The organism is Microvirga sesbaniae, from assembly GCF_025460805.1.
Classification (GTDB): domain Bacteria; phylum Pseudomonadota; class Alphaproteobacteria; order Rhizobiales; family Beijerinckiaceae; genus Microvirga; species Microvirga sesbaniae.
In genome coordinates this window covers 1-19,698 of the sequence record NZ_JAMXFJ010000009.1, presented here as the reverse complement: position 1 = coordinate 19,698, position 19,698 = coordinate 1, and the positions used below count along the sequence as shown (strand labels likewise).

18 protein-coding genes are annotated in these 19,698 nt (G+C 63.1%); 11 read left to right on the top strand and 7 right to left on the bottom strand.

Annotated features, from left to right (window positions below):
* Positions 1 to 70: 70 nt before the first annotated feature.
* From OCW50_RS14260 to OCW50_RS14250, 3 genes are read left to right on the top strand one after another with little or no spacing between them, the layout of a single operon-like run.
* Positions 71 to 1,564: a carboxypeptidase M32 gene (locus tag OCW50_RS14260; RefSeq protein WP_262298011.1), complete on the top strand. Its 1,494-nt coding sequence runs from the start codon at positions 71 to 73 to the stop codon at positions 1,562 to 1,564.
* A gap of 17 nt (positions 1,565 to 1,581) precedes the next feature.
* Positions 1,582 to 2,370, top strand: coding sequence for a phosphodiester glycosidase family protein (locus OCW50_RS14255; RefSeq protein ID WP_373371395.1), 789 nt, complete (start codon positions 1,582 to 1,584; stop codon positions 2,368 to 2,370).
* A 12-nt stretch (positions 2,371 to 2,382) separates the two neighbouring features.
* The gene (locus OCW50_RS14250; protein WP_262298010.1) at positions 2,383 to 3,444 is read left to right on the top strand and encodes a zinc-binding dehydrogenase; all 1,062 of its coding nucleotides are present in this window, start codon (positions 2,383 to 2,385) and stop codon (positions 3,442 to 3,444) included.
* Here OCW50_RS14250 and OCW50_RS14245 read toward each other — a convergent pair.
* Positions 3,437 to 3,682, bottom strand: a complete 246-nt coding sequence (locus OCW50_RS14245; RefSeq protein WP_262298009.1) for a hypothetical protein — start codon at positions 3,680 to 3,682, stop codon at positions 3,437 to 3,439. The two genes, OCW50_RS14250 and OCW50_RS14245, sit on opposite strands and share 8 nt — an antisense overlap.
* Before the next feature lie 305 nt (positions 3,683 to 3,987).
* Between OCW50_RS14245 and recD2 the strand changes: the two genes are divergently transcribed.
* On the top strand, positions 3,988 to 6,186 hold the full coding sequence (gene recD2 / locus OCW50_RS14240) for an SF1B family DNA helicase RecD2 (RefSeq protein WP_373371394.1): 2,199 nt from the start codon (positions 3,988 to 3,990) through the stop codon (positions 6,184 to 6,186).
* 699 nt (positions 6,187 to 6,885) lie between these two features.
* Here recD2 and OCW50_RS14230 read toward each other — a convergent pair.
* Positions 6,886 to 8,364 carry a protein adenylyltransferase SelO gene (locus tag OCW50_RS14230; protein ID WP_262298007.1) on the bottom strand — a complete coding sequence of 493 codons (1,479 nt, stop codon included), beginning with the start codon at positions 8,362 to 8,364 and terminating at the stop codon, positions 6,886 to 6,888.
* Between the two features lie 271 nt (positions 8,365 to 8,635).
* Here OCW50_RS14230 and OCW50_RS14225 point away from each other — a divergent pair, with 271 nt between their 5' ends.
* Positions 8,636 to 9,637: a 3'-5' exonuclease gene (locus tag OCW50_RS14225; RefSeq protein WP_373371393.1), complete on the top strand. Its 1,002-nt coding sequence runs from the start codon at positions 8,636 to 8,638 to the stop codon at positions 9,635 to 9,637.
* 90 nt (positions 9,638 to 9,727) lie between these two features.
* Here the strand turns inward: OCW50_RS14225 and OCW50_RS14220 are convergent, their stop codons facing one another.
* Positions 9,728 to 10,030 (bottom strand): ArsR/SmtB family transcription factor, encoded by a 303-nt coding sequence (locus OCW50_RS14220; RefSeq protein ID WP_262270992.1) that lies wholly within the window; start codon positions 10,028 to 10,030, stop codon positions 9,728 to 9,730.
* A gap of 178 nt (positions 10,031 to 10,208) precedes the next feature.
* Here OCW50_RS14220 and OCW50_RS14215 point away from each other — a divergent pair, with 178 nt between their 5' ends.
* The 6 genes from OCW50_RS14215 (at position 10,209) to OCW50_RS14190 (ending at position 16,240) form a co-directional block, all read left to right on the top strand.
* Positions 10,209 to 10,793 (top strand): GbsR/MarR family transcriptional regulator, encoded by a 585-nt coding sequence (locus tag OCW50_RS14215; RefSeq protein ID WP_262298005.1) that lies wholly within the window; start codon positions 10,209 to 10,211, stop codon positions 10,791 to 10,793.
* 1 nt (position 10,794) lies between these two features.
* Positions 10,795 to 12,219 carry a cytochrome ubiquinol oxidase subunit I gene (locus tag OCW50_RS14210; protein WP_262298004.1) on the top strand — a complete coding sequence of 475 codons (1,425 nt, stop codon included), beginning with the start codon at positions 10,795 to 10,797 and terminating at the stop codon, positions 12,217 to 12,219.
* A 3-nt stretch (positions 12,220 to 12,222) separates the two neighbouring features.
* Positions 12,223 to 13,230 (top strand): cytochrome d ubiquinol oxidase subunit II, encoded by a 1,008-nt coding sequence (gene cydB / locus OCW50_RS14205; protein ID WP_262298003.1) that lies wholly within the window; start codon positions 12,223 to 12,225, stop codon positions 13,228 to 13,230.
* On the top strand, positions 13,230 to 13,352 hold the full coding sequence (locus OCW50_RS14200; protein WP_262270996.1) for a DUF2474 domain-containing protein: 123 nt from the start codon (positions 13,230 to 13,232) through the stop codon (positions 13,350 to 13,352). The genes cydB and OCW50_RS14200 overlap by 1 nt, the downstream gene beginning before the upstream one ends.
* 6 nt (positions 13,353 to 13,358) lie before the next feature.
* A complete protein-coding gene (gene tehA / locus OCW50_RS14195; protein ID WP_262270997.1) occupies positions 13,359 to 14,348 on the top strand; it encodes a dicarboxylate transporter/tellurite-resistance protein TehA in 990 nt (329 codons plus the stop codon).
* 302 nt (positions 14,349 to 14,650) lie between these two features.
* On the top strand, positions 14,651 to 16,240 hold the full coding sequence (locus OCW50_RS14190; protein WP_262298002.1) for an ABC transporter substrate-binding protein: 1,590 nt from the start codon (positions 14,651 to 14,653) through the stop codon (positions 16,238 to 16,240).
* A gap of 397 nt (positions 16,241 to 16,637) precedes the next feature.
* Here OCW50_RS14190 and OCW50_RS14185 read toward each other — a convergent pair whose 3' ends face one another.
* From OCW50_RS14185 to OCW50_RS14170, 4 genes are all read right to left on the bottom strand, one after another.
* A complete protein-coding gene (locus tag OCW50_RS14185) occupies positions 16,638 to 17,822 on the bottom strand; it encodes a metallophosphoesterase (RefSeq protein WP_262298001.1) in 1,185 nt (394 codons plus the stop codon).
* A gap of 604 nt (positions 17,823 to 18,426) precedes the next feature.
* Entirely contained in the window at positions 18,427 to 18,738 is a 312-nt protein-coding gene (locus OCW50_RS14180) for a hypothetical protein (protein WP_262298000.1), read from the bottom strand.
* An 82-nt stretch (positions 18,739 to 18,820) separates the two neighbouring features.
* Positions 18,821 to 19,075 carry a hypothetical protein gene (locus tag OCW50_RS14175; RefSeq protein ID WP_373371392.1) on the bottom strand — a complete coding sequence of 85 codons (255 nt, stop codon included), beginning with the start codon at positions 19,073 to 19,075 and terminating at the stop codon, positions 18,821 to 18,823.
* Between the two features lie 254 nt (positions 19,076 to 19,329).
* Positions 19,330 to 19,698 (bottom strand): aquaporin (locus OCW50_RS14170; RefSeq protein ID WP_262297999.1); only part of this gene is annotated, 369 nt, incomplete at its 5' end.

Here is a 19,698-nt window from a genome sequence, read left to right as displayed (position 1 = left end):
ATGCAACCGATGCATCATCGGGAACGGCTGCGGGTTCACACCTCAACCCAAGGACGGGGTTCACGCCCACATGGAAACCTACAAGACGCTGGAAGATCGCTTTGCCCGCATCAGCTCGATCGAGGATGCGGTCGGCATTCTGCAATGGGATGCCGAGACCCTGATGCCGGAGGGCGCCGCCGATAGTCGCTCCAACCAACTCGCGACGCTCAAGGGCATCGCTCATGAGCTTCTCACCGCACCCGATACAGGCGACCTCCTGGACCAGGCGGGCCAAGACAGCGATCAGCTCGACGATTGGCAACGCGCCAACTTACGCGAGATGCGGCGGGTCTACCTCCATGCGGCTGCGGTTCCGGCCGACCTCGTCGAGGCCAGCTCCAGGGCTGTATCCCGGGCGGAATTGGTATGGCGCGAAGCCCGGCAGAATGGCGATTTCGCCCTGCTTCTGCCGCACCTGTCCCAGGTCCTCGCCCTCCAGCGGCAGATCGGCCAAGCCAAGGGCGAGGCGTTGGGGCTTTCCCCCTACGATGCTCTCCTCGATAGTTACGACCCGGGTCTCCGCCAAGCCGCCATTGACCCCCTGTTTGCCGAACTCGGCGCCGAACTGCCGGACCTGATCCAGGGGGCACAGGAGCGCCAGAAGGGCTTTCCTGCCATTCAGCCGCTCAACGGCCCCTTCCCTGTCGACGATCAGCGACGCATCGGCGAGCAGTTGATGCAGGCCGTCGGGTTCGACTTCAACCGGGGGCGGCTCGATGTGAGCCTGCATCCCTTCTGCGGTGGATCCACGGGTGATGTCAGGATCACCACCCGGTACGACGAGGCGAACTTCATGAGCGCGCTCATGGGAGTGCTCCATGAGACCGGGCATGCGCTCTATGAGCAGGGCCGCCCCGAGGATTGGCATCGCCAGCCGGTCGGGCTCGCGCGCGGCATGAGCCTGCACGAGAGCCAATCGCTGCTCATCGAGATGCAGGCCTGCCGGAGCTGGGAGTTCGTCACATATCTTGCTCCCCTCGTACGGGAGACTTTCCAGGGCGAGGGGCTAGCCTGGAGCCCGGAAAACCTCCACCGAATCCTAACCAGAGTGGAGCCGGGCTTCATCCGCGTGGATGCCGACGAGATCACCTATCCGGCCCACATCCTGGTTCGCTACCAACTCGAGAAGGCGCTCATTGCCGGCGTTCTTCAGATTGACGACCTGCCCTTGGCGTTCAACGAGGAGATCAGGAAACTTCTCGGCCTGAGCGTCCCCAACGACAGCCTGGGCTGCCTGCAGGACATCCACTGGCCAGGTGGCGCGTGGGGCTACTTTCCGACCTACACGCTCGGCGCCATGACGGCAGCCCAACTCTTCGAAGCTGCCTGCCATGCGGATTCCAGCATTCTTCCTGGGCTGACCTCTGGGGATTTCGGACCCCTTCGCGGATGGCTGCGTTCAAATGTCCATTCCAAGGGCAGTTCGGTGACGACCGATGAGCTTCTGATGGGTGCAACCGGACGACCGCTCTCGGCGGATGTGTTCCGCACTCACCTGCGGGAACGGTATCTCGCCCGCTGAAAGGACCTAAGCTGCAAATGATCGCTATCAGCTCCACTCTCGGCCGCTCGCTCTCCCGGGCAATCATCCTGGTGTCCGGGACCCTCATGTCCCTTGGTCTGCCTGCCGGACGACCCGTGGCTCAGGCCGCTAGCGATCCGTGTCGGCCAGTCCAATATGCTGGCAGCACCTTCGTGGTCTGCACGGTGGATCTGCAACGATACGAGGTGAGACTGTTCTGGCGTGGGCCGGACGGGGATGTTCTTGGCTCGTTCGATCGGTTGAGAGGAACGCCGGAGGGTCCACGCCTCGCTGTCGCGATGAATGCAGGCATGTACCATGAGGACCGCTCGCCCGTAGGGCTTTACGTTGAGAATGGAAAGGAGTTAAAGGCGGCCAACACAAGGAACGGGCCCGGAAACTTCCACCTCAAGCCCAACGGCATCTTTTATGTCAAAGGCCGTCAGGCAGGCGTGCTTGAGACCGGAACCTATCTGAAGCGGAAAATCAGGCCGGACTTCGCGACGCAATCGGGCCCGATGCTCGTCATTGACGGGAAGATCCACCCTCAGTTCTCAGAACAAAGCACCTCCCGCAAGATCCGGAACGGCGTCGGCGTGAAAGGCCAGGACACGGTCGTGTTCGCGATTTCAGAAGACCCAGTCACTTTCAGCACATTCGCTCGCTTGTTCCGGGACGAGCTAGGTTGTCCCAATGCTCTGTTCTTGGATGGAAGTGTCTCCAGCCTCTATGCCCCTTCATTGGAGAGGATGGACACGCTCATGCCCATGGGGCCGATTGTCGGGGCCCTACGCCGGCGCCCATAAGAGGGGACTTCAGTGACAGCGCAGACGTTTCAGGTCGAAGCTGGAGGCGGAACGGCGATACCTTCAGGATCCATGCGTAAAGTGGTTGTTTACAAAGCTGGCGGATACGAGCAGCTGAAGCTCGAAACTCATCCCGTGCCCAAACCTGGCGAGGGACAGGTTTTGATCCGCACCGAGGCAGTGGGGGTGAATTATGCTGATATCTGTGTTCGTTGGGGCGTGTACGAGTCCGCGCGTCGGTTTGTGGGCTGGCCGATCACGCCCGGATTCGAATATTCAGGCTGGGTGGAAGACGTTGGCCGTGAGGTCGAGCATGTGAAGCCCGGCGACCCGGTGTTTGGAGTCACTCTCTTCAACGGCTATTCCACGCACGTCTGTGCCCCAGCAGATCTGGTGTGGCTTAAGCCTCAGGCTCTGGACTTCGAGGCAGCGGCTGGTTTCCTGGCCGTCCACCTGACCGCGTATCATGGCTTGCTCCAGAATGTGGTGATCCGGCCCGGCATGAGGGCGCTCGTGCATTCGGCGGGCGGCGGAGTGGGCTCGGCGCTCATCCAACTCTGCAAGTTGCACAATCTGCACGTAACCGGCGTGGTGGGAAGGAGCCACAAGGTCGAGTATGTGCGACGGCTCGGCGCGGACGCCGTGATCGACAAATCCACCCAGGCGCTTTGGGATGAGACAAAGCGCCTCTGCCCTGATGGCTACGATTTGATCTTTGATGCGAACGGCCCTGAGACCTTGGCGCAAGGCTATGCGCATCTCAAGCCCACAGGCAAGCTGTTGGTCTATGGCTTTCATAGTTTGTTGCCCAAAACGAGTGGGCGCATCAACTACCTCAAGGCGGCCCTTGGAATGCTGAGGATGCCGCGCTTCAATCCTTTGTCGATGACAAGCGAGAACAAAGGTGTCGTGGCGTTCAATGTGTCGTTCCTGTTTCCGCGGGTCGACCTGTTGCGCGCGGCTGTAAACGATCTCACCGCCTGGTTGGAAGCAGGGGACATTCGGGTGCCAAAGGTTCGTTCTCTTTGCATTGGAAGATGTGGCTCAAGCTCACCGGGTTCTGGAGTCAGGTGAAACCACGGGCAAGTTGGTCTTGCGAACAGCGCCGCGCTTCAGTGTGTCGGCGAACGAGGCAAAGGTTCAGGAGTCTCTGCTCCCGATCGATGAGCGCGAAAGTTGCCTGAATGCGCTCTGGAAGAGGCTGCCTGATCACCTCGGCATCAAGAGAACGGAGATCTTGCCCGATCCGGCGCAGGCGTTCGGTATCGGAGATTGCCAAGGGTCGCTCGCCCCGCTCCAATCCGTTGTCCATCGTCACCTCCAAACCCGCACCCATCTCCTGAGTATCGCTTTGCTACCCGATGATTGACCACATTCCTTGTCGGTCGTGGAAACCGAGCACAACTCTGCGAATGCTCGGGATTGACGCTTGCAAGCTTAGCATCACAACCGGATCTGCGAATTGCCCTTGCGCACGGTCGTGTCAAGCCGAGTCGCCGCAAAAAAGCCTTGAAACAAACCGAGAACATCTGATGGCAATATAGGGATGGCATCCTCGTCAGTGGTGCCATCCGACGATACAGTCGGAGAGCCCAGGAACCTTCCCTGGCAGGCACCATGAACCAAATGATGCGCCCCTCACAAACTGATCAGAGGCCTGCCCTCGAGACACTCGCGGGTTCGGTGGAGCGCATCACCTTTCACAATGCCGAGAACGGCTTCGCTGTCCTGAAAGTCTATACGCGTGGCAAGCGTGACCTTGTGACAGTCGTGGGCCACACCCCGGCGGCGTCGGCCGGGGAGTGGGTCACAGCCAGTGGGCTCTGGATCAGCGACCGCACGCACGGGCTCCAGTTCAGGGCCGAGGTTCTGAAGACCACCCCGCCCACAGGGGCAGAGGGCATCGAGAAGTATCTGGCCTCGGGTCAGATGCGAGGCATCGGACCCGCCATGGCCAAGCGGATCGTGGCAGCCTTCGGCGTGGACACCTTCGAGATCATCGAGGCCGCCCCCGAGCGCCTGACCGAGGTGCCCGGCATCGGCCCGATGCGGGCCTCCCGCATCGTGGCGGGCTGGGCCGAACAGAAGGCCGTGCGGGAGATCATGATCTTCCTTCATGCGCACGGGGTCGGTACCGCCCGGGCGGTCCGCATCTTCAAGACCTACGGCTATGAGGCCATTCAGGTCATGACCGAGGACCCGTACCGGTTGGCGAAGGATGTGCGGGGCATCGGCTTCCGGACAGCGGATGCCATCGCGGCCAAGCTCGGAATGGAGAAGACAGCCCCTCAGCGCATCCGGGCGGGTATCGCGTTCGCGCTCCAGACGGCGACGGATGAGGGGCACTGCGCATTGCCGGTCGAGGCTCTCACCCGGCTGGCCGAGCAACTCCTTGAAGTGGATGAGACCCTGATTCGTACCGCCATCGTCGAGGAACTGTCCAAGGGCGAGATCGTCTCGGACACCATCGGTGAGGAGACCTGCCTCTTCCTGAAAGGGCTGTACTTGGCCGAGCAGGCGATTGCCTCTCGTTTGATCGAGCGAGCGTCCGGTCCAGCGCCTTGGCCCGAGATCGACCTCGACAAGGCCATTCCCTGGGTCGAGGGCCGCACGGGCAAAACCCTGGCCGCCTCGCAGCGTGAGGCACTGAAGCGGGTGCTCGGCGCCAAGGTCGCGGTGGTGACCGGCGGTCCCGGTGTCGGCAAGACGACCTTGCTCGATACCATCCTGCGCTTGCTGGTCGCCAAGCGTGTTAGGGTGGCGCTGGCGGCGCCGACAGGACGGGCGGCCAAGCGTATGACCGAGCAGACCGGGCGGGAGGCCAAGACCATCCACCGGCTCCTGGAGATCGATCCTAAGCACGGGGGCTTCTCGCGCAACGAGGAGAACCCGCTCGACTGCGATCTGCTGGTTGTGGACGAGACCTCCATGGTGGATGTGCCGCTGATGAACGCCCTCACCAAGGCCATTCCGGCTCAGGCGGGTCTGCTGCTGGTGGGCGATGTCGATCAGTTGCCGTCGGTCGGCTCGGGCCAGGTACTGGCCGATATCATTGCCTCAGAGCGCATTCCAGTGGCGCGTCTGACCGAGGTGTTCCGGCAGGCGGCAGAAAGCCGGATCGTGGTGAACGCCCATCGCATTAACAGGGGCCAGATGCCCGAGCCTCCCAGGGCGGGCGAAGAGAGCGACTTCTACATCGTGGAAATCAACGATCCCGAGGAAGGGGTGCCGAAGATCATCCAGATGATCAAGGACCGCATGCCCCATCGCTTCGGGCTCGATCCCATGAAGGACATCCAGGTGCTCTGTCCCATGAACCGGGGGGTGCTGGGTGCCCGTAACCTCAACATCCAGCTCCAGGAGGTGCTCAATCCCAGTCCGCCCGCGAAGGTGGAGCGGTTTGGCTGGCGCTTCTCACCCGGTGACCGGGTGATGGAAACCCAGAACGACTACGACCGGGAGGTGTTCAACGGCGATCTCGGTACGGTCGTCAGGATCGACGATGAGGAAGGGGCGCTGATTGCTTCCTTTGATGGCCGGGAGGTGTCATACCCGTTTGGCGAGCTCGACACCCTCGTCCCCGCTTATGCGACCACCATTCACAAGTCGCAGGGGTCGGAATATCCCGCCGTCATCATCCCGGTCGTAACACAGCACTTCGCGATGCTGGCTCGCAACCTGCTTTACACGGGCGTCACCCGCGGCAAGCGGTTGGTCGTTCTGGTGGGCCAGAAGAAAGCAATTGGGATTGCAGTGAGAGGCGGGCAGATGAAGAGGCGCTGGACGAAACTGCGGGAATGGTTAGCTGGCCACTGATCGACAGATCAAATTTCCTTTGTCACGACGCGTCCGAGGTGTGGTGTTCCAACACCATACGCAAATCTCCCGATAAGATAAGCTAGACCATTCCGTTGCTCGCATACACCCACTCAGGAGAGCCGCATCTTGCGCCACCGATGACCGATGCTGAATGGGAGCAACTGCGATCAGCGCGAAATCCCGATGCGCTCAAGCATCGGACGTGAAAAGTGGACTTGCCCTTTTGGGATCCATCCGATGCTTTCTTCTTGGATGAGAGCATCGGTCAGAATGGACCCAGCGGGCCGCGCCAGCGAAAACCGGATCCACTTTTCCGTCCGAGGCTCTAGGTTCAGCTCCAGGGGGAGGAAACCTACCACCGACGGGGGGCTTCCCGAACCTCAAACGTCTCTTTGACGAGATCAGCGCTCGCCTGGCCGCTCAGGCCGCTTCCGCGCTGAAGGAGAAGCACAGCTTCAAATCTGAGGTGGACGACGAAGCACGCCAACATGTGGTCGGGCATTTGGCTGCCCCGGTCAGCTGAATTCTCACGCATCCCGCCGTTCCTCCGTCCAGTATGCAGAATGGTCACTGGGCGGAGGCACAAGCCGCGGAGAGATTTCGATGTCCAGCGGAGTTTCACATCTGACGCTGGAGGTGCGGCACCAGATGGGGTGAACGACCCACGTGCGAAGGGACTGAGGCGGCCGTCTGGCGTTACGTTCCGCAGAATGTCCGATAGACGCGCTGATGTGGTTCCGGGGGTTCGGAATAGGAGGCGAAAGCTGGCTGGTCCTCATAGGGACGCGAGAGGACCATCAGAAGCTCTTCGAACGGAGCAAAGTCGCCCTGCTCCACGGCAGCTTGAATCATCGCCTCCACGCGATGATTGCGCGGGATAAAGGCTGGATTGACTGCGCGCATGGCAGCTTGGCGCCTGACACCATCTTGCGGTTCAACGCTCAACCGCTCGCGCCAGCGGGTGGCCCAAGCATCATAAGCAAGCGGATTGATGAAGAGGTTTCGGACGGCCTCGTCTCCCTCAGGACCAGCGGCAGCATCGCTCAGCCGCCGGAAGGTCAGGGTGAAGTCAGCCTGGTTCTCGGCCATGACCTTCAGGAGATCACCGGCAAGCGTCGGATCCTCCTCGCGCTCCGTCAGCAGCCCGAGCTTGCGCCTGAGCCCAGCGTGATAGGCCGCCTCGAACTTGCCCGCGAAGGCTTCGAGCGCCTCGCTCGCTTCAGCCACGGCCTTCTCCTCGTCCTCAGACAGGAGCGGCAGAAGCGTCTCGGCCAGCCGCGTCAAATTCCAGAGGCCGATGCGCGGCTGGTTGCCATAGGCGTAGCGGCCCTGCCGGTCGATGGAGCTGAAGACCGTCGCCGGATCGTAGGCATCCATGAAGGCGCATGGCCCGTAATCAATCGTCTCGCCGGCGATGGACATGTTGTCGGTGTTCATGACTCCATGGATGAAGCCGATGTGCAGCCAACGGGCAATAAGGTCTGCCTGGGCGGCGATCACCAGGTCGAGGAACGCCCGGTAGGGACGATCGCTTTCGGCAGCGTGCGGGTAGTGTCGGCCGATGACGTAGTCGGCGAGAAGGCGTAGCCCTTCCGTATCCTGCCGGGCTGCAAAGAACTGGAACGTGCCGACCCGAATATGGCTCGATGCTACCCGGGTGAGAACCGCACCGGGAAGTGGCGTCTCCCGGACAACGGTCTCTCCGGTCAACACCGCGGCGAGCGCACGCGTTGTCGGCAGGCCGAGCGCCGCCATTGCCTCGCTGAGGAGATATTCCCGCAGGACAGGTCCCAGTGCCGCCCGACCATCACCGCGGCGCGAGAAAGGTGTCGGACCTGAGCCTTTGAGCTGAATGTCCCGACGGATGCCATTTTGGTCGACCACTTCACCGAGGAGGATGGCACGGCCATCGCCGAGCTGCGGCACGAATTGCCCAAACTGGTGCCCGGCATAGGCCATCGCGATGGGCTCGGCCGCATCCGGAACGCGGTTGCCGGACAACAGCGCGACTCCATCATGGCTGGAGAGGTGATCAGGGTCGAGGCCGAGGCGTAACGCGAGATCCCGGTTCAGCCGGATGAGCCTCGGAGCTCTGACGGCTTCGGGTTCTATGCGCGCAAAGAACCGATCAGGCAGGCGCGCGTAGGTGTTGTCGAAGGCAAAATGAAGGGTCATGGTCCAGGCTCACCATTATGACCACGTGAAATCGTATGAGGCGCTTCAGAAAACAAGGGTCAGTTTGCAAATCCGGACCGGGTACAAAGCACTCCCGCTGTAACCTTGTATACCAGATCTGCCCCCAGGATCGGGGCAGACCAACCACTGCACAGTTTGTACTGCCTCCCGCCTGCCTTGTGCATTAACGATCTGGCGACTCGCACCCGCTAGTCTGCCCCGCCGGGCCCGACGCGCGGGCCTGTCCTGTTGGCGGGCAGAAGGTGTGGGAATGCGAGGCCAGGCTGACCTATTCTTGGACTACGATGCACCGACGGGTCCGATCGAGACGAGTCCCGTCGATCAGATTGTCATCAAGGCCAGACAACGCAGCGAGTCCTTCAAGGCTCCCGACCATGAGACCGCCGCGCGGATGCTGGAAGCCACAGGCGACTACCGCGTTCTGCGCCGATTGACACCGCGCCCCATCGTCGTGTCCCGCACCTCTTTCCACGGCGAGAAGATCGCCGTCATCCTGGACACCGAAACCACAGGTCTGGATCACACGCGAGACGAGGTCATCGAACTCGGCATGGTTGCCTTCACCTATGATGAGGAAGGCCGGATCGGTGATGTGATCGGAACGTTCAATGCCCTGCGTGAGCCTGGCGTACCGATCAGTCCTGAAATCACTCGCCTGACCGGGATCACGCCTGACATGGTCGCCGGCCAGGTGCTCGATCTCCAGGCCGTTGAGAGGTTCATCGCGCCGGCGGAGTTGGTCATCGCGCATAATGCTCGCTTTGACCGGCCCTTCTGTGAGCGCCTGTCCAAGGACTTCCAGCTCAAGGCGTGGGCCTGCTCCCATTCCGAAATCGCCTGGAGCGGGTTCGGCTTTGAGGGGTCGAAGCTCGGGTACCTCCTGACCCAGTGCGGCTGGTTCCACCAGGGCCACCGGGCGGTCGAGGATTGCCATGCCCTGCTCGAGGTGCTGGCCTCCCCCCTCCCCTCCGGGGCCGGGTTCGCCTTCGGCCATCTGCTGACCTCCGCGCGAAAAGCGCTCGTGCGCATCTGGGCCGAGGGCAGTCCGTTCGACATGAAGGATGTGCTGAAGGCGCGCAAGTACCGCTGGAACGATGGCACCGATGGCCGACCGAAGGCTTGGTGGGCGGAGGTCGACGAGGAGGCCTTTGAAGCCGAACTCGCGTTTCTACGACGGGAGGTTTACCGGCGCGAGGTCGAGCCCTTCAGCCAGAGGATCACCGCCTTCGAGCGGTTCCGGTCGGCACGCTAGACCTGTTTCCACTCACGTGGAATCAGCTCTCTTCTTTGTCGAGCCGCGTTTTTTTGACGGTGAACCGGATCCACTTCACCGAAAAATGCTCTAGGCCTGCTTGCAATACAGTTCGTAGAGGGTTGCGAAGAGCCGCTCGATGCGCGGATCGGCGACGCGGTACCAGATCGTCTGGCTCTCGCGCCGGGTCGTGACGATCCCTTCGTCCCGCATCTTTGCGAGGTGTTGCGACAGGGCGGACTGCGACAGGCCCACCGCCTCGGCCAGGGTGGTGACGTTTCCCTCACGCCATTCCACCAGCTTGCACAGGATCATCAGGCGCCGCTCGTTGGCGAGCGTGCGCAGGATGTCCGCCACCTCGGTCGCCTGCCGTTCGAGGGCTTCGAGATCCATTCGATCGCTCCGCATCACGATTCATATTAGGTACTACTAATTTAGATAGATCTAAATTACCGTCAAGGGCGGCGCCTGGTTCCGGCCTCGGTCCAGGAATGGCGGCATCGGCGCGTGACTTGACTTGGGTCAAAGGAAATCACATATTTCAGGAAATTCTGAAATTTCAGGACATCCCGTGAACCTCCCTCCCCTCGTCCAGACCTTCGTGCTCCACTTCGGCGAGATGGGCTCCCGCTGGGGCATCAACCGCACCGTCGGCCAGATCTATGCCCTGCTGTATCTCTCCAAGGAGCCGCTGAACGCCGAGGACATCGTCGAGCGGCTTGGCGTCTCCCGCTCCAACGTCAGCATGGGGTTGAAGGAACTTCAGGCCTGGAATCTCGTGCGGTTGCAGCACAAGCCCGGCGACCGGCGCGATTATTTCGCCACACCCGACGATATTTGGCAGATCGTCCGCACACTGGTCGAAGAGCGCAAGAAGCGCGAGATCGACCCGACCATGACCCTCCTGCGCGAGGTGCTCATGCAGGAGCCCGCCAGCGCCGAGGAGCGCCATGCCCAGGAGCGCATGCGCGAGATGCACGACCTCTTCGAGCTTCTCACCGGCTGGTACGCCGACGTGCAGCGGCTCGATACCGAACGCCTCGTGCAGCTCCTGACGCTCGGCTCGAAGGTGCAGAAGGTCCTGGAGATGAAGGACCGTCTCTTCGTCGTGCCGGGTTCGAGGAAGAGCGGCCGCGACGCCCCCAAGGACAAGTAGAATGTTCGACCCGTTCGACGCGCTGCTGCTGGCGCGCTTCCAGTTCGCCTTCACCGTTTCCTTCCACTTCATTTTTCCCTCCTTCTCCATCGGGCTGGCGAGCTACCTCGCCGTGCTGGAGGGGCTGTGGCTGTGGACCGGGCGCGAGGTCTACCTCAATCTGTTCAAGTACTGGCTCAAGATCTTCGCCCTCGCCTTTGCCATGGGCGTGGTGTCGGGCATCGTCATGTCCTATCAGTTCGGCACCAACTGGTCGGTGTTCTCCGACAAGGCCGGGCCTGTCATCGGTCCGCTCATGGCCTATGAGGTCATGACCGCCTTCTTCCTGGAGGCGGGCTTCCTCGGCATCATGCTGTTCGGCATGGGTCGCGTTGGCCGAAAGCTGCACTTCGCTGCGACACTTGCGGTCGCCATCGGCACGTTCATCTCCGCGTTCTGGATTCTCTCCGCCAATTCCTGGATGCAGACGCCCGTCGGCTACGGCATCAACGAGGCCGGCCAGTTCGTGCCGCAGGATTGGTGGGCGATCGTCTTCAACCCATCCTTTCCCTACCGCCTCGTTCACACGGTGCTCGCCGCCTACCTCACGACGGCCCTCGTGGTCGGCGGCGTCGGCGCCTGGCACCTCTTGCGCGAGCGCACCAACAACGGCGCCCGGGTGATGTTCTCGATGGCGATGGGCATGGTGGCGTTGGTCGCTCCGCTTCAGATCCTCGTGGGCGACATGCATGGCCTCAACACCCTCGAGCATCAGCCCGCCAAGGTCATGGCGATGGAAGGTCACTTCGAGAGCCACCCGGACGGCGCTCCCCTGATCCTGTTCGGCATTCCCGACCAGGAGGCCGGCACGGTCCGCAACGCCATCCAGATCCCGAAGGCCTCGTCGCTGATCCTCAAGCACGACCTGAACGCGCCTCTGAATGGCCTCGACACGGTCGACCGTGCCAACTGGCCCTATGTGCCCGTGGTGTTCTGGTCGTTCCGCATCATGGTAGGTCTCGGCTTCGCGATGCTGGGCCTGGGAGCGCTCAGCCTCCTGGCCCGGTGGCGCGGCAAGCTCTACGAGTGGCGCCCGCTGCACGGGCTGGCGTTGGCCATGGGTCCCGCGGGCTTCGTCGCCGTGATCGCCGGCTGGGTGACGACGGAAGTGGGTCGGCAGCCCTTCACCGTCTACGGCCTGCTCAAGACGGCGGCGTCGGCTTCGCCGCTGGAGGCCCCTGCCGTGGCCGCCTCGCTGCTGACCTTCATCATCGTCTACTTCATCGTGTTCGGGGCGGGCACCGGCTACATCCTCAAGCTCATGGGCAAGCCCCCGCATCCGGGCGAGACCGGACCCGAGGCCGGCCCGGACCATCCCATCCGCACCGCCGGCATCACCCCGGCTCCGGCAGTCAACCCCGCCCGCACCCTCGGCGTGGAGGCCTAAGCCATGCTTCCCGTCCTCGATCTCCCCACCCTCTGGGCCTTCGTCATCGCATTCGCGGTCTTCGCCTATGTGGTGATGGACGGATTCGATCTCGGCATCGGCATTCTCTTCCCGTTCTTCGCCCCCGGGCCGGAGCGGGACAGCGCCATGAATTCGGTCGCGCCGGTCTGGGACGGCAACGAGACCTGGCTCGTGCTCGGAGGCGGCGGCCTGATGGCGGCCTTCCCGCTGGCCTACGCCATCATCCTGCCGGCCCTTTATGCCCCGATCATTGCCATGGTGTTGGCGCTGATCTTCCGCGGCGTCGCCTTCGAGTTCCGATGGCGCGATCCCGGTCACCGCCGCTACTGGGACTTCGCCTTCACCACGGGCTCGGTCGTGGCGACGCTGGCGCAGGGCATCACGCTCGGTGCCTTGCTCCAAGGAATCGCGGTTGAGGGACGCTCCTATGCCGGCGGATGGTGGGACTGGCTCACGCCGTTCAGCCTGCTGGTCGGCGTCAGCCTCGTCATCGGCTATGCCCTGCTCGGCGCGACCTGGCTCATCATGAAGACCGAGGGCATGGTCCAGATCCACAGCTACCGCCTCGCCGGCAAGCTCGCCATCGGGCTGATCGCGTGCATCGGGCTCGTCAGCGCGGCAACGCCGTTCCTGAGCGGGGCCTACTACGAACGCTGGTTCGCTTGGCCGCAGGTCCTGGTCACCGCCCAGGTGCCGCTCCTGGTCGGTCTCTGCTCGGGGGCGTTGCTGGTGGGGTTGGTCCGCCGCTGGGAATACTGGCCGTTCCTGCTCACGCTGGGTCTGTTCGGCCTCTGCCTTCTCGGCCTGGGCATCAGCATGTTCCCGCATGTCGTGCCGAACGCCGTCACCATCCATCAGGCGGCGGCGCCCGAGGCGAGCCTGAAGTTCATGCTGGTCGGCGCCAGCGTGCTGATTCCGATCATTCTGGCCTATACGGGCTATTCGTATTGGGTGTTCCGCGGCAAGACCGGACACGAGGGGTATCACTGATGATCAACGATCTCGAACAAGGTTCCGCCGTAAGCCGCTGGCTGTGGTTCGTCGGGCTCTGGGCCGCGGGCGTGGGCGTGACGGGAGCCGTCAGCCTCGCCATCAGGTTCTGGCTGGCCTGACGCCCTATGCAGGACCCATCACGACCCAAGCGGACGCGATCGGCGCGCCTCCGGTCCCCGCCAGTCGTCCCGGCGACCTTCTTCGGCATGGTCCTCGGCCTCGGCGGGCTCGGCAACGGCTGGCGCGCCGCCGCCAGGGTCTGGGGCGCTCCTGCGATCGTCGGCGAGGCGCTGTCCCTCGCGGCGGCCGTCGTCTGGCTCGTCTGGATGGCGCTCTACGTCCTGAAGTGGGCAACCTCCCGGGAGGAGGCGCTCGCCGAGTTCCGGCATCCGATCCAGGCCTTCTTCATCGCACTGGTGCCCGTGGCGACCCTCATCGCCAGCATCGCGGTCGCCCCATACCTGCCAGCCGTGGCGTCGACCATGTTCGCGCTCGGCATCGCGAGCCAGGTCGCGTTCAGCGCCTGGGTGGTTGGCGCGCTGTGGCAGGGCGGACGCCACACGGACGCGACCACGCCGACCCTGTACATGCCCACGGTCGGTGGATGCTTCGTCAGCGCCATCGCCTGCGGCGCTTTCGGCTATCCCGAAGCCGGCCTGCTCTTCTTCGGGGCGGGGTTCCTGTCCATGGTCGTGCTCGAATCGATCGTGCTGCACCGCCTGATGACCCATGCCCTGCCTGTGGGCCTACGGGCAACGATGGGGCTCCACCTCGCAACTCCGGCGGTCGGATCCGTGGCATACCTTGCCGTGACCGAGGGGCCCCCGGACCGCTTCGTCCAGATGCTGTTCGGGTACGCGCTGCTCCAGGCGCTGGTCATGCTGCGCCTCGTGCCGTGGCTTCGCCAGCAGCCATTCTCACCCGCGGCCTGGGCCTATACCTTCGGCGTCTCCGCCCTGCCGCTCGCGGCCCTGCGCTTCGTCGAGCGGGGCCAGGCGGGGCCGATCGCCTTCCTGGCCATTCCGCTATTCATCGGCGCCAACCTGGTCATCGGCTCGATCGCGCTGAGGACCGTACGGCTCACCGTCACGGGAAAGCTTCTGCCCCGGCATTGAACTCGACGAACCCGAAGTGTCGGACGCTGAATGAGGAAAGTCCGGTGTGGGTCAGGAACCGAGATTCCGTGTGTTTTCGGAACGTCCGGGTCGATGAGGATTGCTGCTTTCGAGCTTAGAGGTGATTCCACACCAGTGGAAACAGCTCTCGTGGACGATCCTGCCGCCGCCGGGCTCCGGGCCCCCCTCTCCTGCTGGACGCTCCGCGAAATTCCTGCCACGCTGACGCTTCCGGCTCCGGCCCGGACCCAACGAGAGCGCCGCCATCGCCTCAGGCGGAGCCGCCAGTGGAGAACAGCCTCATGATTCAAAACCGTGTCCTTGTCCCCGCCTCGATCATCCTTGCAGCCCTATCTGCGCCCGCCCTGGCCGCTTCTCTACGCTACGCCAACCAAGGCGATCTGAAATCCCTAGACCCCTATACGCTCAACGAGACCACCACCAACGCCCATCTCGGGCATGTCTACGAGGGTCTGACGCGGCGCGGGAAAGACCTCGCTGTTCAACCGAGCCTCGCCGAGCGCTGGGAGATCAGCGATGACGGACTGACCTGGCGCTTCTTCCTGCGCAAGGGGGTCAAGTTCCACAACGGCAACGATTTCAATGCGGACGATGTGATCTTCTCGGCCGCCCGAGTGCGCGCGCAGGGCTCGAACTTCACGACGCGCGTGCCGACCAATGCCGAGTTCGTGAAGGTCGACGACTATACCGTCGACGTGAAGCTCAAGTCCCCGAACCCGATCCTGAACTCCCAGTGGGACACCTGGTACATCATGGACAAGGAATGGGCGGAGGCGAACAACGCCACCGCTCCGACGCCGGCAGCCGCCACGACGCCGAGTTTCGCGGCGCTGAACGCCAACGGCACGGGTCCGTTCAGGATCGAGAGCCATCAGGCTGGCGTGAAGACGGTCTTCAAGCCCAACCCGGCCTGGTGGGACAAGCCTGAGCACAACCTTGATGAGATCGTCTTTACGCCGATCGCAAGTGACGCCACCCGGGTCGCCGCGCTCCTGTCGGGCGAGGTTGACGTGATCGAACCGGTCCCGGTGCAGGATATCGCGCGCGTCAATTCCTCTCCCAATGCTCAGGTGCTCACAGGGCCCGAGCTCCGGACGATCTTTCTCAACATGGACTCGGCCCGTGACGAGCTTCTGTTCTCGAACGTGAAGGGCAAAAACCCGTTCAAGGACGTGCGCGTTCGGGAGGCTTTCTTCAAGGCAATCGACATCAATCTCATCCGTGACCGCGTCATGCGGGGACTATCGACTCCCTCCGCCCTGATGATCGCGCCGGAGCTCTTCGTCTACGCAAAGGATTTTGAGCGCCCGAAGTATGATCTCGACGGAGCCAAGAAGCTTCTCGCCGACGCTGGCTACCCGAACGGCTTCGAAGTCGGAATGGACTGCCCAAACGACCGCTATGTGAACGACGAGGCGATCTGTCAGGCCGTTGTCAGCATGCTGGCGCGGGCCGGCGTGAAAGTGAACCTGACGGCGCAGCCGAAGGCCCTCTATTTCGGGAAAGCCGGCAAGTCGGGAGGCTACACCACATCATTCTCGCTGCTCGGATGGACCCCCGGCACCTTCGACAGCCACAATGTTCTCTATGATGTCATGGGCTGCCGCGACGTTCCCGGATCGAGCCGGGGCGAAACCAATTACGGCGGGTACTGCAACAAGGACCTTGATGCTCTGACCGACCAGATCCTGGTCGAAACAGACCCGGGGACGCGCAACCAACTGATCAAAAAGGCATTTGAAATCGCCACCAAAGACTACGGCCATATCCCGCTGCACCAGCAGGCGCTCGCGTGGGGCGTGTCGAAGAAGGTCAAGCTCGTCCAGCGAGCCGACAACCAGCTCCTGTTCTACTGGGCGAAGAAGGACTAGGGAGCCGCGGATAGTGGTGCTGCCGCCCCATGTCAGCGCGGCGGGCTGGCACATGCTAGAGCATCGGACGGACCCAGAAGGCCACGCTAGTGAAAAGTGGATCCGGTTTTCGCTGGCGCGGCCCGCTGGGTCCGTTCCGACCGATGCTCTCATTCAAGAAGAAAGCATCGGATGGATCCCAAAAGGGCAAGTCCACTTTTGGGTCCGATGCTTGAGCGCTCTGGCGCAGACCCGAGATCGGAGCCCTGTCCGTCTCCGCGACAATAGTCTGGTATGGGTTAGGCAGTGACGACCCCCTGCCCTCCGGGAACGTCCGATGTTCCTGTCCAAAGCAGACGTTCAGCGCCGCCCGGAAGGTAAAGCTGCCATTCCGCTGGACGGCTTTATCATCGTAAGGTCAGCCAGCCGTGGCCGGAGCAAGCGACCGATCCGAACTCATGTGAGCATGGGCGGGCGGACCATCCTGCGGTGGCGCGCGTCGCAGGGTGATGCGGGTCAGTTCGGACGAGCGCCCGAGCCGGAGCGCGAAGCCGGGCCACAACGCCGTGCCGTTGTTGACGTAGAGCGTCATGCCGCCGACCTGGTATCGGCCCGAGACGAAGCCGTTGTTGGCGCGCGCGACCAGCCGGTCCAATCCTGGGATCATGCCACCGTGAGTATGCCCGGACAGTTGCAGTGCCACACCGCGTGCGCTCGCCTGCGCGGCGTTCCTCGGCTGGTGGTCAAGCAGGATGATCGGCACGTCGGACGGCGCGCCCGCAAGCGCGGCCGACAGGTCCGGTGCCTGATGGAAGGATCGAGGCGCCGAAAGGTCGGTGACCCCGGCAAGGACGAGCGATCCGCCATCACGGTGAAGGACGACATGATCGTTGGCGAGCGCCTGCATTCCCAAGCTGGTGTATTGGAGCATCCACTCCTCGTAGCCGAAGAAGTACTCGTGGTTGCCGGGGATCACCCAGACCCCGTCCTTCGCACGCAGGTCGCGCAGCGGTTCCACGTCGGCACGCCGCGCGCCGAAGGAGCCGTCGATCAAATCGCCCGTGACGACGATCAGGTCAACCCCGAGCGCATTGGACTGCTTGACCACCTCTTGGGTCCACTCCCTGGGAAACAGGCGACTGATATGCAGATCGGTCAGTTGCAGAAGCCTGTAGCCGTCGAACTGAGGCGGCAGGCCCGGGATGGCGATCTCGAGATCCTTGAGCGGGGGAACACGCGTCGCCTGATATACGCCGACGGCCGAGAGCAGCATGGCCGCCGTCGCGGCCGTGTAGCGCACGCTGTCCGGTATGGCTCGGCCGCCCCGGACCAGCCACGCGATCAACGCTGTCACATCGAGGGCGATCTGCATCACCGCCAGGAGAACGATCGCGCCAAATGCCCAGTTGAACAGAAGCACCAGGACGCGCGGGAACTCGGGCGAGAAGACCGAACCGGACGAAAGGCGGCTCCAGAGATGGTATTGCGATGCCACGAGCACGGCGATGGCAAGGGCGATCTTGCCGCTGAGAGCCCAGGGAAGCGGCCCCACGAACCGCGCCAAGACATAGAGGGCGGGCAGTGCGAAAGTCAGATGGAACATAAATGCCCCTGGATCGAGGAGATCGTGACCAGAACGGTCGGTTGGAACTGCGATTACCTAGAGCATCGGACGGAAAAGTGGATCCGGTTTTCGCTGGCGCGGCCCGCTGGGTCCGTCCCGACCGATGCTCTCATTCAAGAAGAAAGCATCGGATGGATCCCAAAAGGGCAAGTCCACTTTTGGGTCCGATGCTTTAGAGCGGTCGACGGGGTCGGTACAGAGCCTGTCGCGCGGTCCCTAAAGGTCCGCTGCAGGATTGGGTCCTCGGTGCGGCGCTGTCACCTCACGATGTCGAGACCCGTTCCGAGCCACCTCTGCCTCAGGATTTCTGCGTCATCGCTCCTGAGCGCATCGAGCCAGTGGCCGAGCTGCCCTGCCGGCTGCATGTGGACCATCCGGAACGGATCGAGCTCTGGACCGAGGCAGTAAGGGTACCCTGCTGATCATCGACGACGCCCTCCCCTGAAGAGAGCCCACCCTGGCGCGCTCACGGTGCGGGCTGACGCAATTTGCCGGAGCCGGGCAGGACCAAGCGCGAGCTGAAGGGAGCGTCCAGCTCCCTATTGGCCACCTGGGAGAAAACAGACCCCGGTGAAGGATTTCCTCATCGGCGTCGAGGCGCTCTCCATCCGGGTTGATCCGCGCGAACGGGTGGCGATTCCGCGCAGAGATGCAGAGGGTACAGCATCACGGCCAGGATCGCCGACCATGGCAGAATGAATGCGAGCGGCAGCACGATCCGGGCGCAGGCGTAAACCAGCACAGCCACCAGCCCGATCCGAAGCGTGGTGTCGAACATGCTCGATGGCTCAAGCTCGGTGCCGAGGCTGGGTGTGTTCTGGTCCATCGATTTGTCCCCTCGCACCATCTCCACAGAGCAACCGCGCACCGTCGCGAACTCGTGCGCGATCGACATAGGGCCAGTCCGATCCGCGCAGGAGTGAGGTGCAGACCCGTGCCAAGGCTTGATCCTGCTAAACACAATGCGGAAGAGAATCTCAGCGCCTGCCGACCCGATTGACCGGGCCGCCACGGTTCATCGGCGTTCCGGGCCGCACGCCGACACCTGGGGCCCCGACACCCGGGGTTGCCACTGCCCGTGCGACCGGCCGCGGCCGCAACACGACGCCAGGTCGTACGACGCAACCGACAGGATAATTGACATACTGGCAGTAAACCACCGCATGGGCCTCGTCGGCGCTTGCCATAATGAACCCTGTCATGAGCGCCGATACTGCGATCAAATGCTTCATTTCTGCCTCCCTCCATCAGTCCCCGTTCAATCTCTCTGCGGCCGCGGATCGTGCCCCCGACGGCTTCCAGTGTGCTGACGGTTGGCCCAGGCACTACGGCGCCAGCCCTCTTTGAAGGCGGTCCACGGTCCGGACCAGGCCATCCTGCCCGCAATGCTCCAGCGCCCTGATCCCTCGCTCCAAATACGGTGACCTCTTGTCACCACATTCCGGCCACGCCCCCATTAATCAGGATTCGTTGCGGACCGTCCCCACTACTCGGCCGGTGCGGCGGGCGTGACGCCGGTGACCTGGGCGGAAGGCTCCTCGCTGAGCCAGCGGTAGAGGATGCCGCCGATGGCTCCGCCGAGCAGGGGCGCGACCCAGAACATCCAGAGCTGCGCCAGGGCCCAGCCGCCGGCGAACAGGGCCGGGCCGGTGCTGCGGGCGGGGTTGACGGACGTGTTGGTGATCGGGATGCCCACGAGGTGGATCAGGGTGAGGCCAAGCCCGATGGCGATGGGGGCGAAGCCCACCGGCGCCTTGCCATGGGTCGCCCCCATGATGATGAACAGGAACATCATGGTCAGCACCACCTCGGCGATGAAGCCCGAGATCATGCTGTACTGGCCGGGCGAATGGGC

Excerpts from the sequence above, each read along its gene's own strand:
- OCW50_RS14245 (WP_262298009.1), bottom strand. The coding sequence starts at position 3,682 with ATGGACAACGGATTGGAGCGGGGCGAGCGACCCTTGGCAATCTCCGAT.
- OCW50_RS14190 (WP_262298002.1), top strand. The coding sequence starts at position 14,651 with ATGATTCAAAACCGTGTCCTTGTCCCCGCCTCGATCATCCTTGCAGCC.
- OCW50_RS14175 (WP_373371392.1), bottom strand. The coding sequence starts at position 19,075 with ATGAAGCATTTGATCGCAGTATCGGCGCTCATGACAGGGTTCATTATG.
- OCW50_RS14230 (WP_262298007.1), bottom strand. The coding sequence starts at position 8,364 with ATGACCCTTCATTTTGCCTTCGACAACACCTACGCGCGCCTGCCTGAT.
- OCW50_RS14200 (WP_262270996.1), top strand. The coding sequence starts at position 13,230 with ATGATCAACGATCTCGAACAAGGTTCCGCCGTAAGCCGCTGGCTGTGG.
- cydB (WP_262298003.1), top strand. The coding sequence starts at position 12,223 with ATGCTTCCCGTCCTCGATCTCCCCACCCTCTGGGCCTTCGTCATCGCA.
- OCW50_RS14185 (WP_262298001.1), bottom strand. The coding sequence starts at position 17,822 with ATGTTCCATCTGACTTTCGCACTGCCCGCCCTCTATGTCTTGGCGCGG.
- OCW50_RS14260 (WP_262298011.1), top strand. The coding sequence starts at position 71 with ATGGAAACCTACAAGACGCTGGAAGATCGCTTTGCCCGCATCAGCTCG.
- OCW50_RS14220 (WP_262270992.1), bottom strand. The coding sequence starts at position 10,030 with ATGGATCTCGAAGCCCTCGAACGGCAGGCGACCGAGGTGGCGGACATC.
- OCW50_RS14225 (WP_373371393.1), top strand. The coding sequence starts at position 8,636 with ATGCGAGGCCAGGCTGACCTATTCTTGGACTACGATGCACCGACGGGT.
- recD2 (WP_373371394.1), top strand. The coding sequence starts at position 3,988 with ATGAACCAAATGATGCGCCCCTCACAAACTGATCAGAGGCCTGCCCTC.
- tehA (WP_262270997.1), top strand. The coding sequence starts at position 13,359 with ATGCAGGACCCATCACGACCCAAGCGGACGCGATCGGCGCGCCTCCGG.
- OCW50_RS14255 (WP_373371395.1), top strand. The coding sequence starts at position 1,582 with ATGATCGCTATCAGCTCCACTCTCGGCCGCTCGCTCTCCCGGGCAATC.
- OCW50_RS14210 (WP_262298004.1), top strand. The coding sequence starts at position 10,795 with ATGTTCGACCCGTTCGACGCGCTGCTGCTGGCGCGCTTCCAGTTCGCC.
- OCW50_RS14180 (WP_262298000.1), bottom strand. The coding sequence starts at position 18,738 with ATGTCGATCGCGCACGAGTTCGCGACGGTGCGCGGTTGCTCTGTGGAG.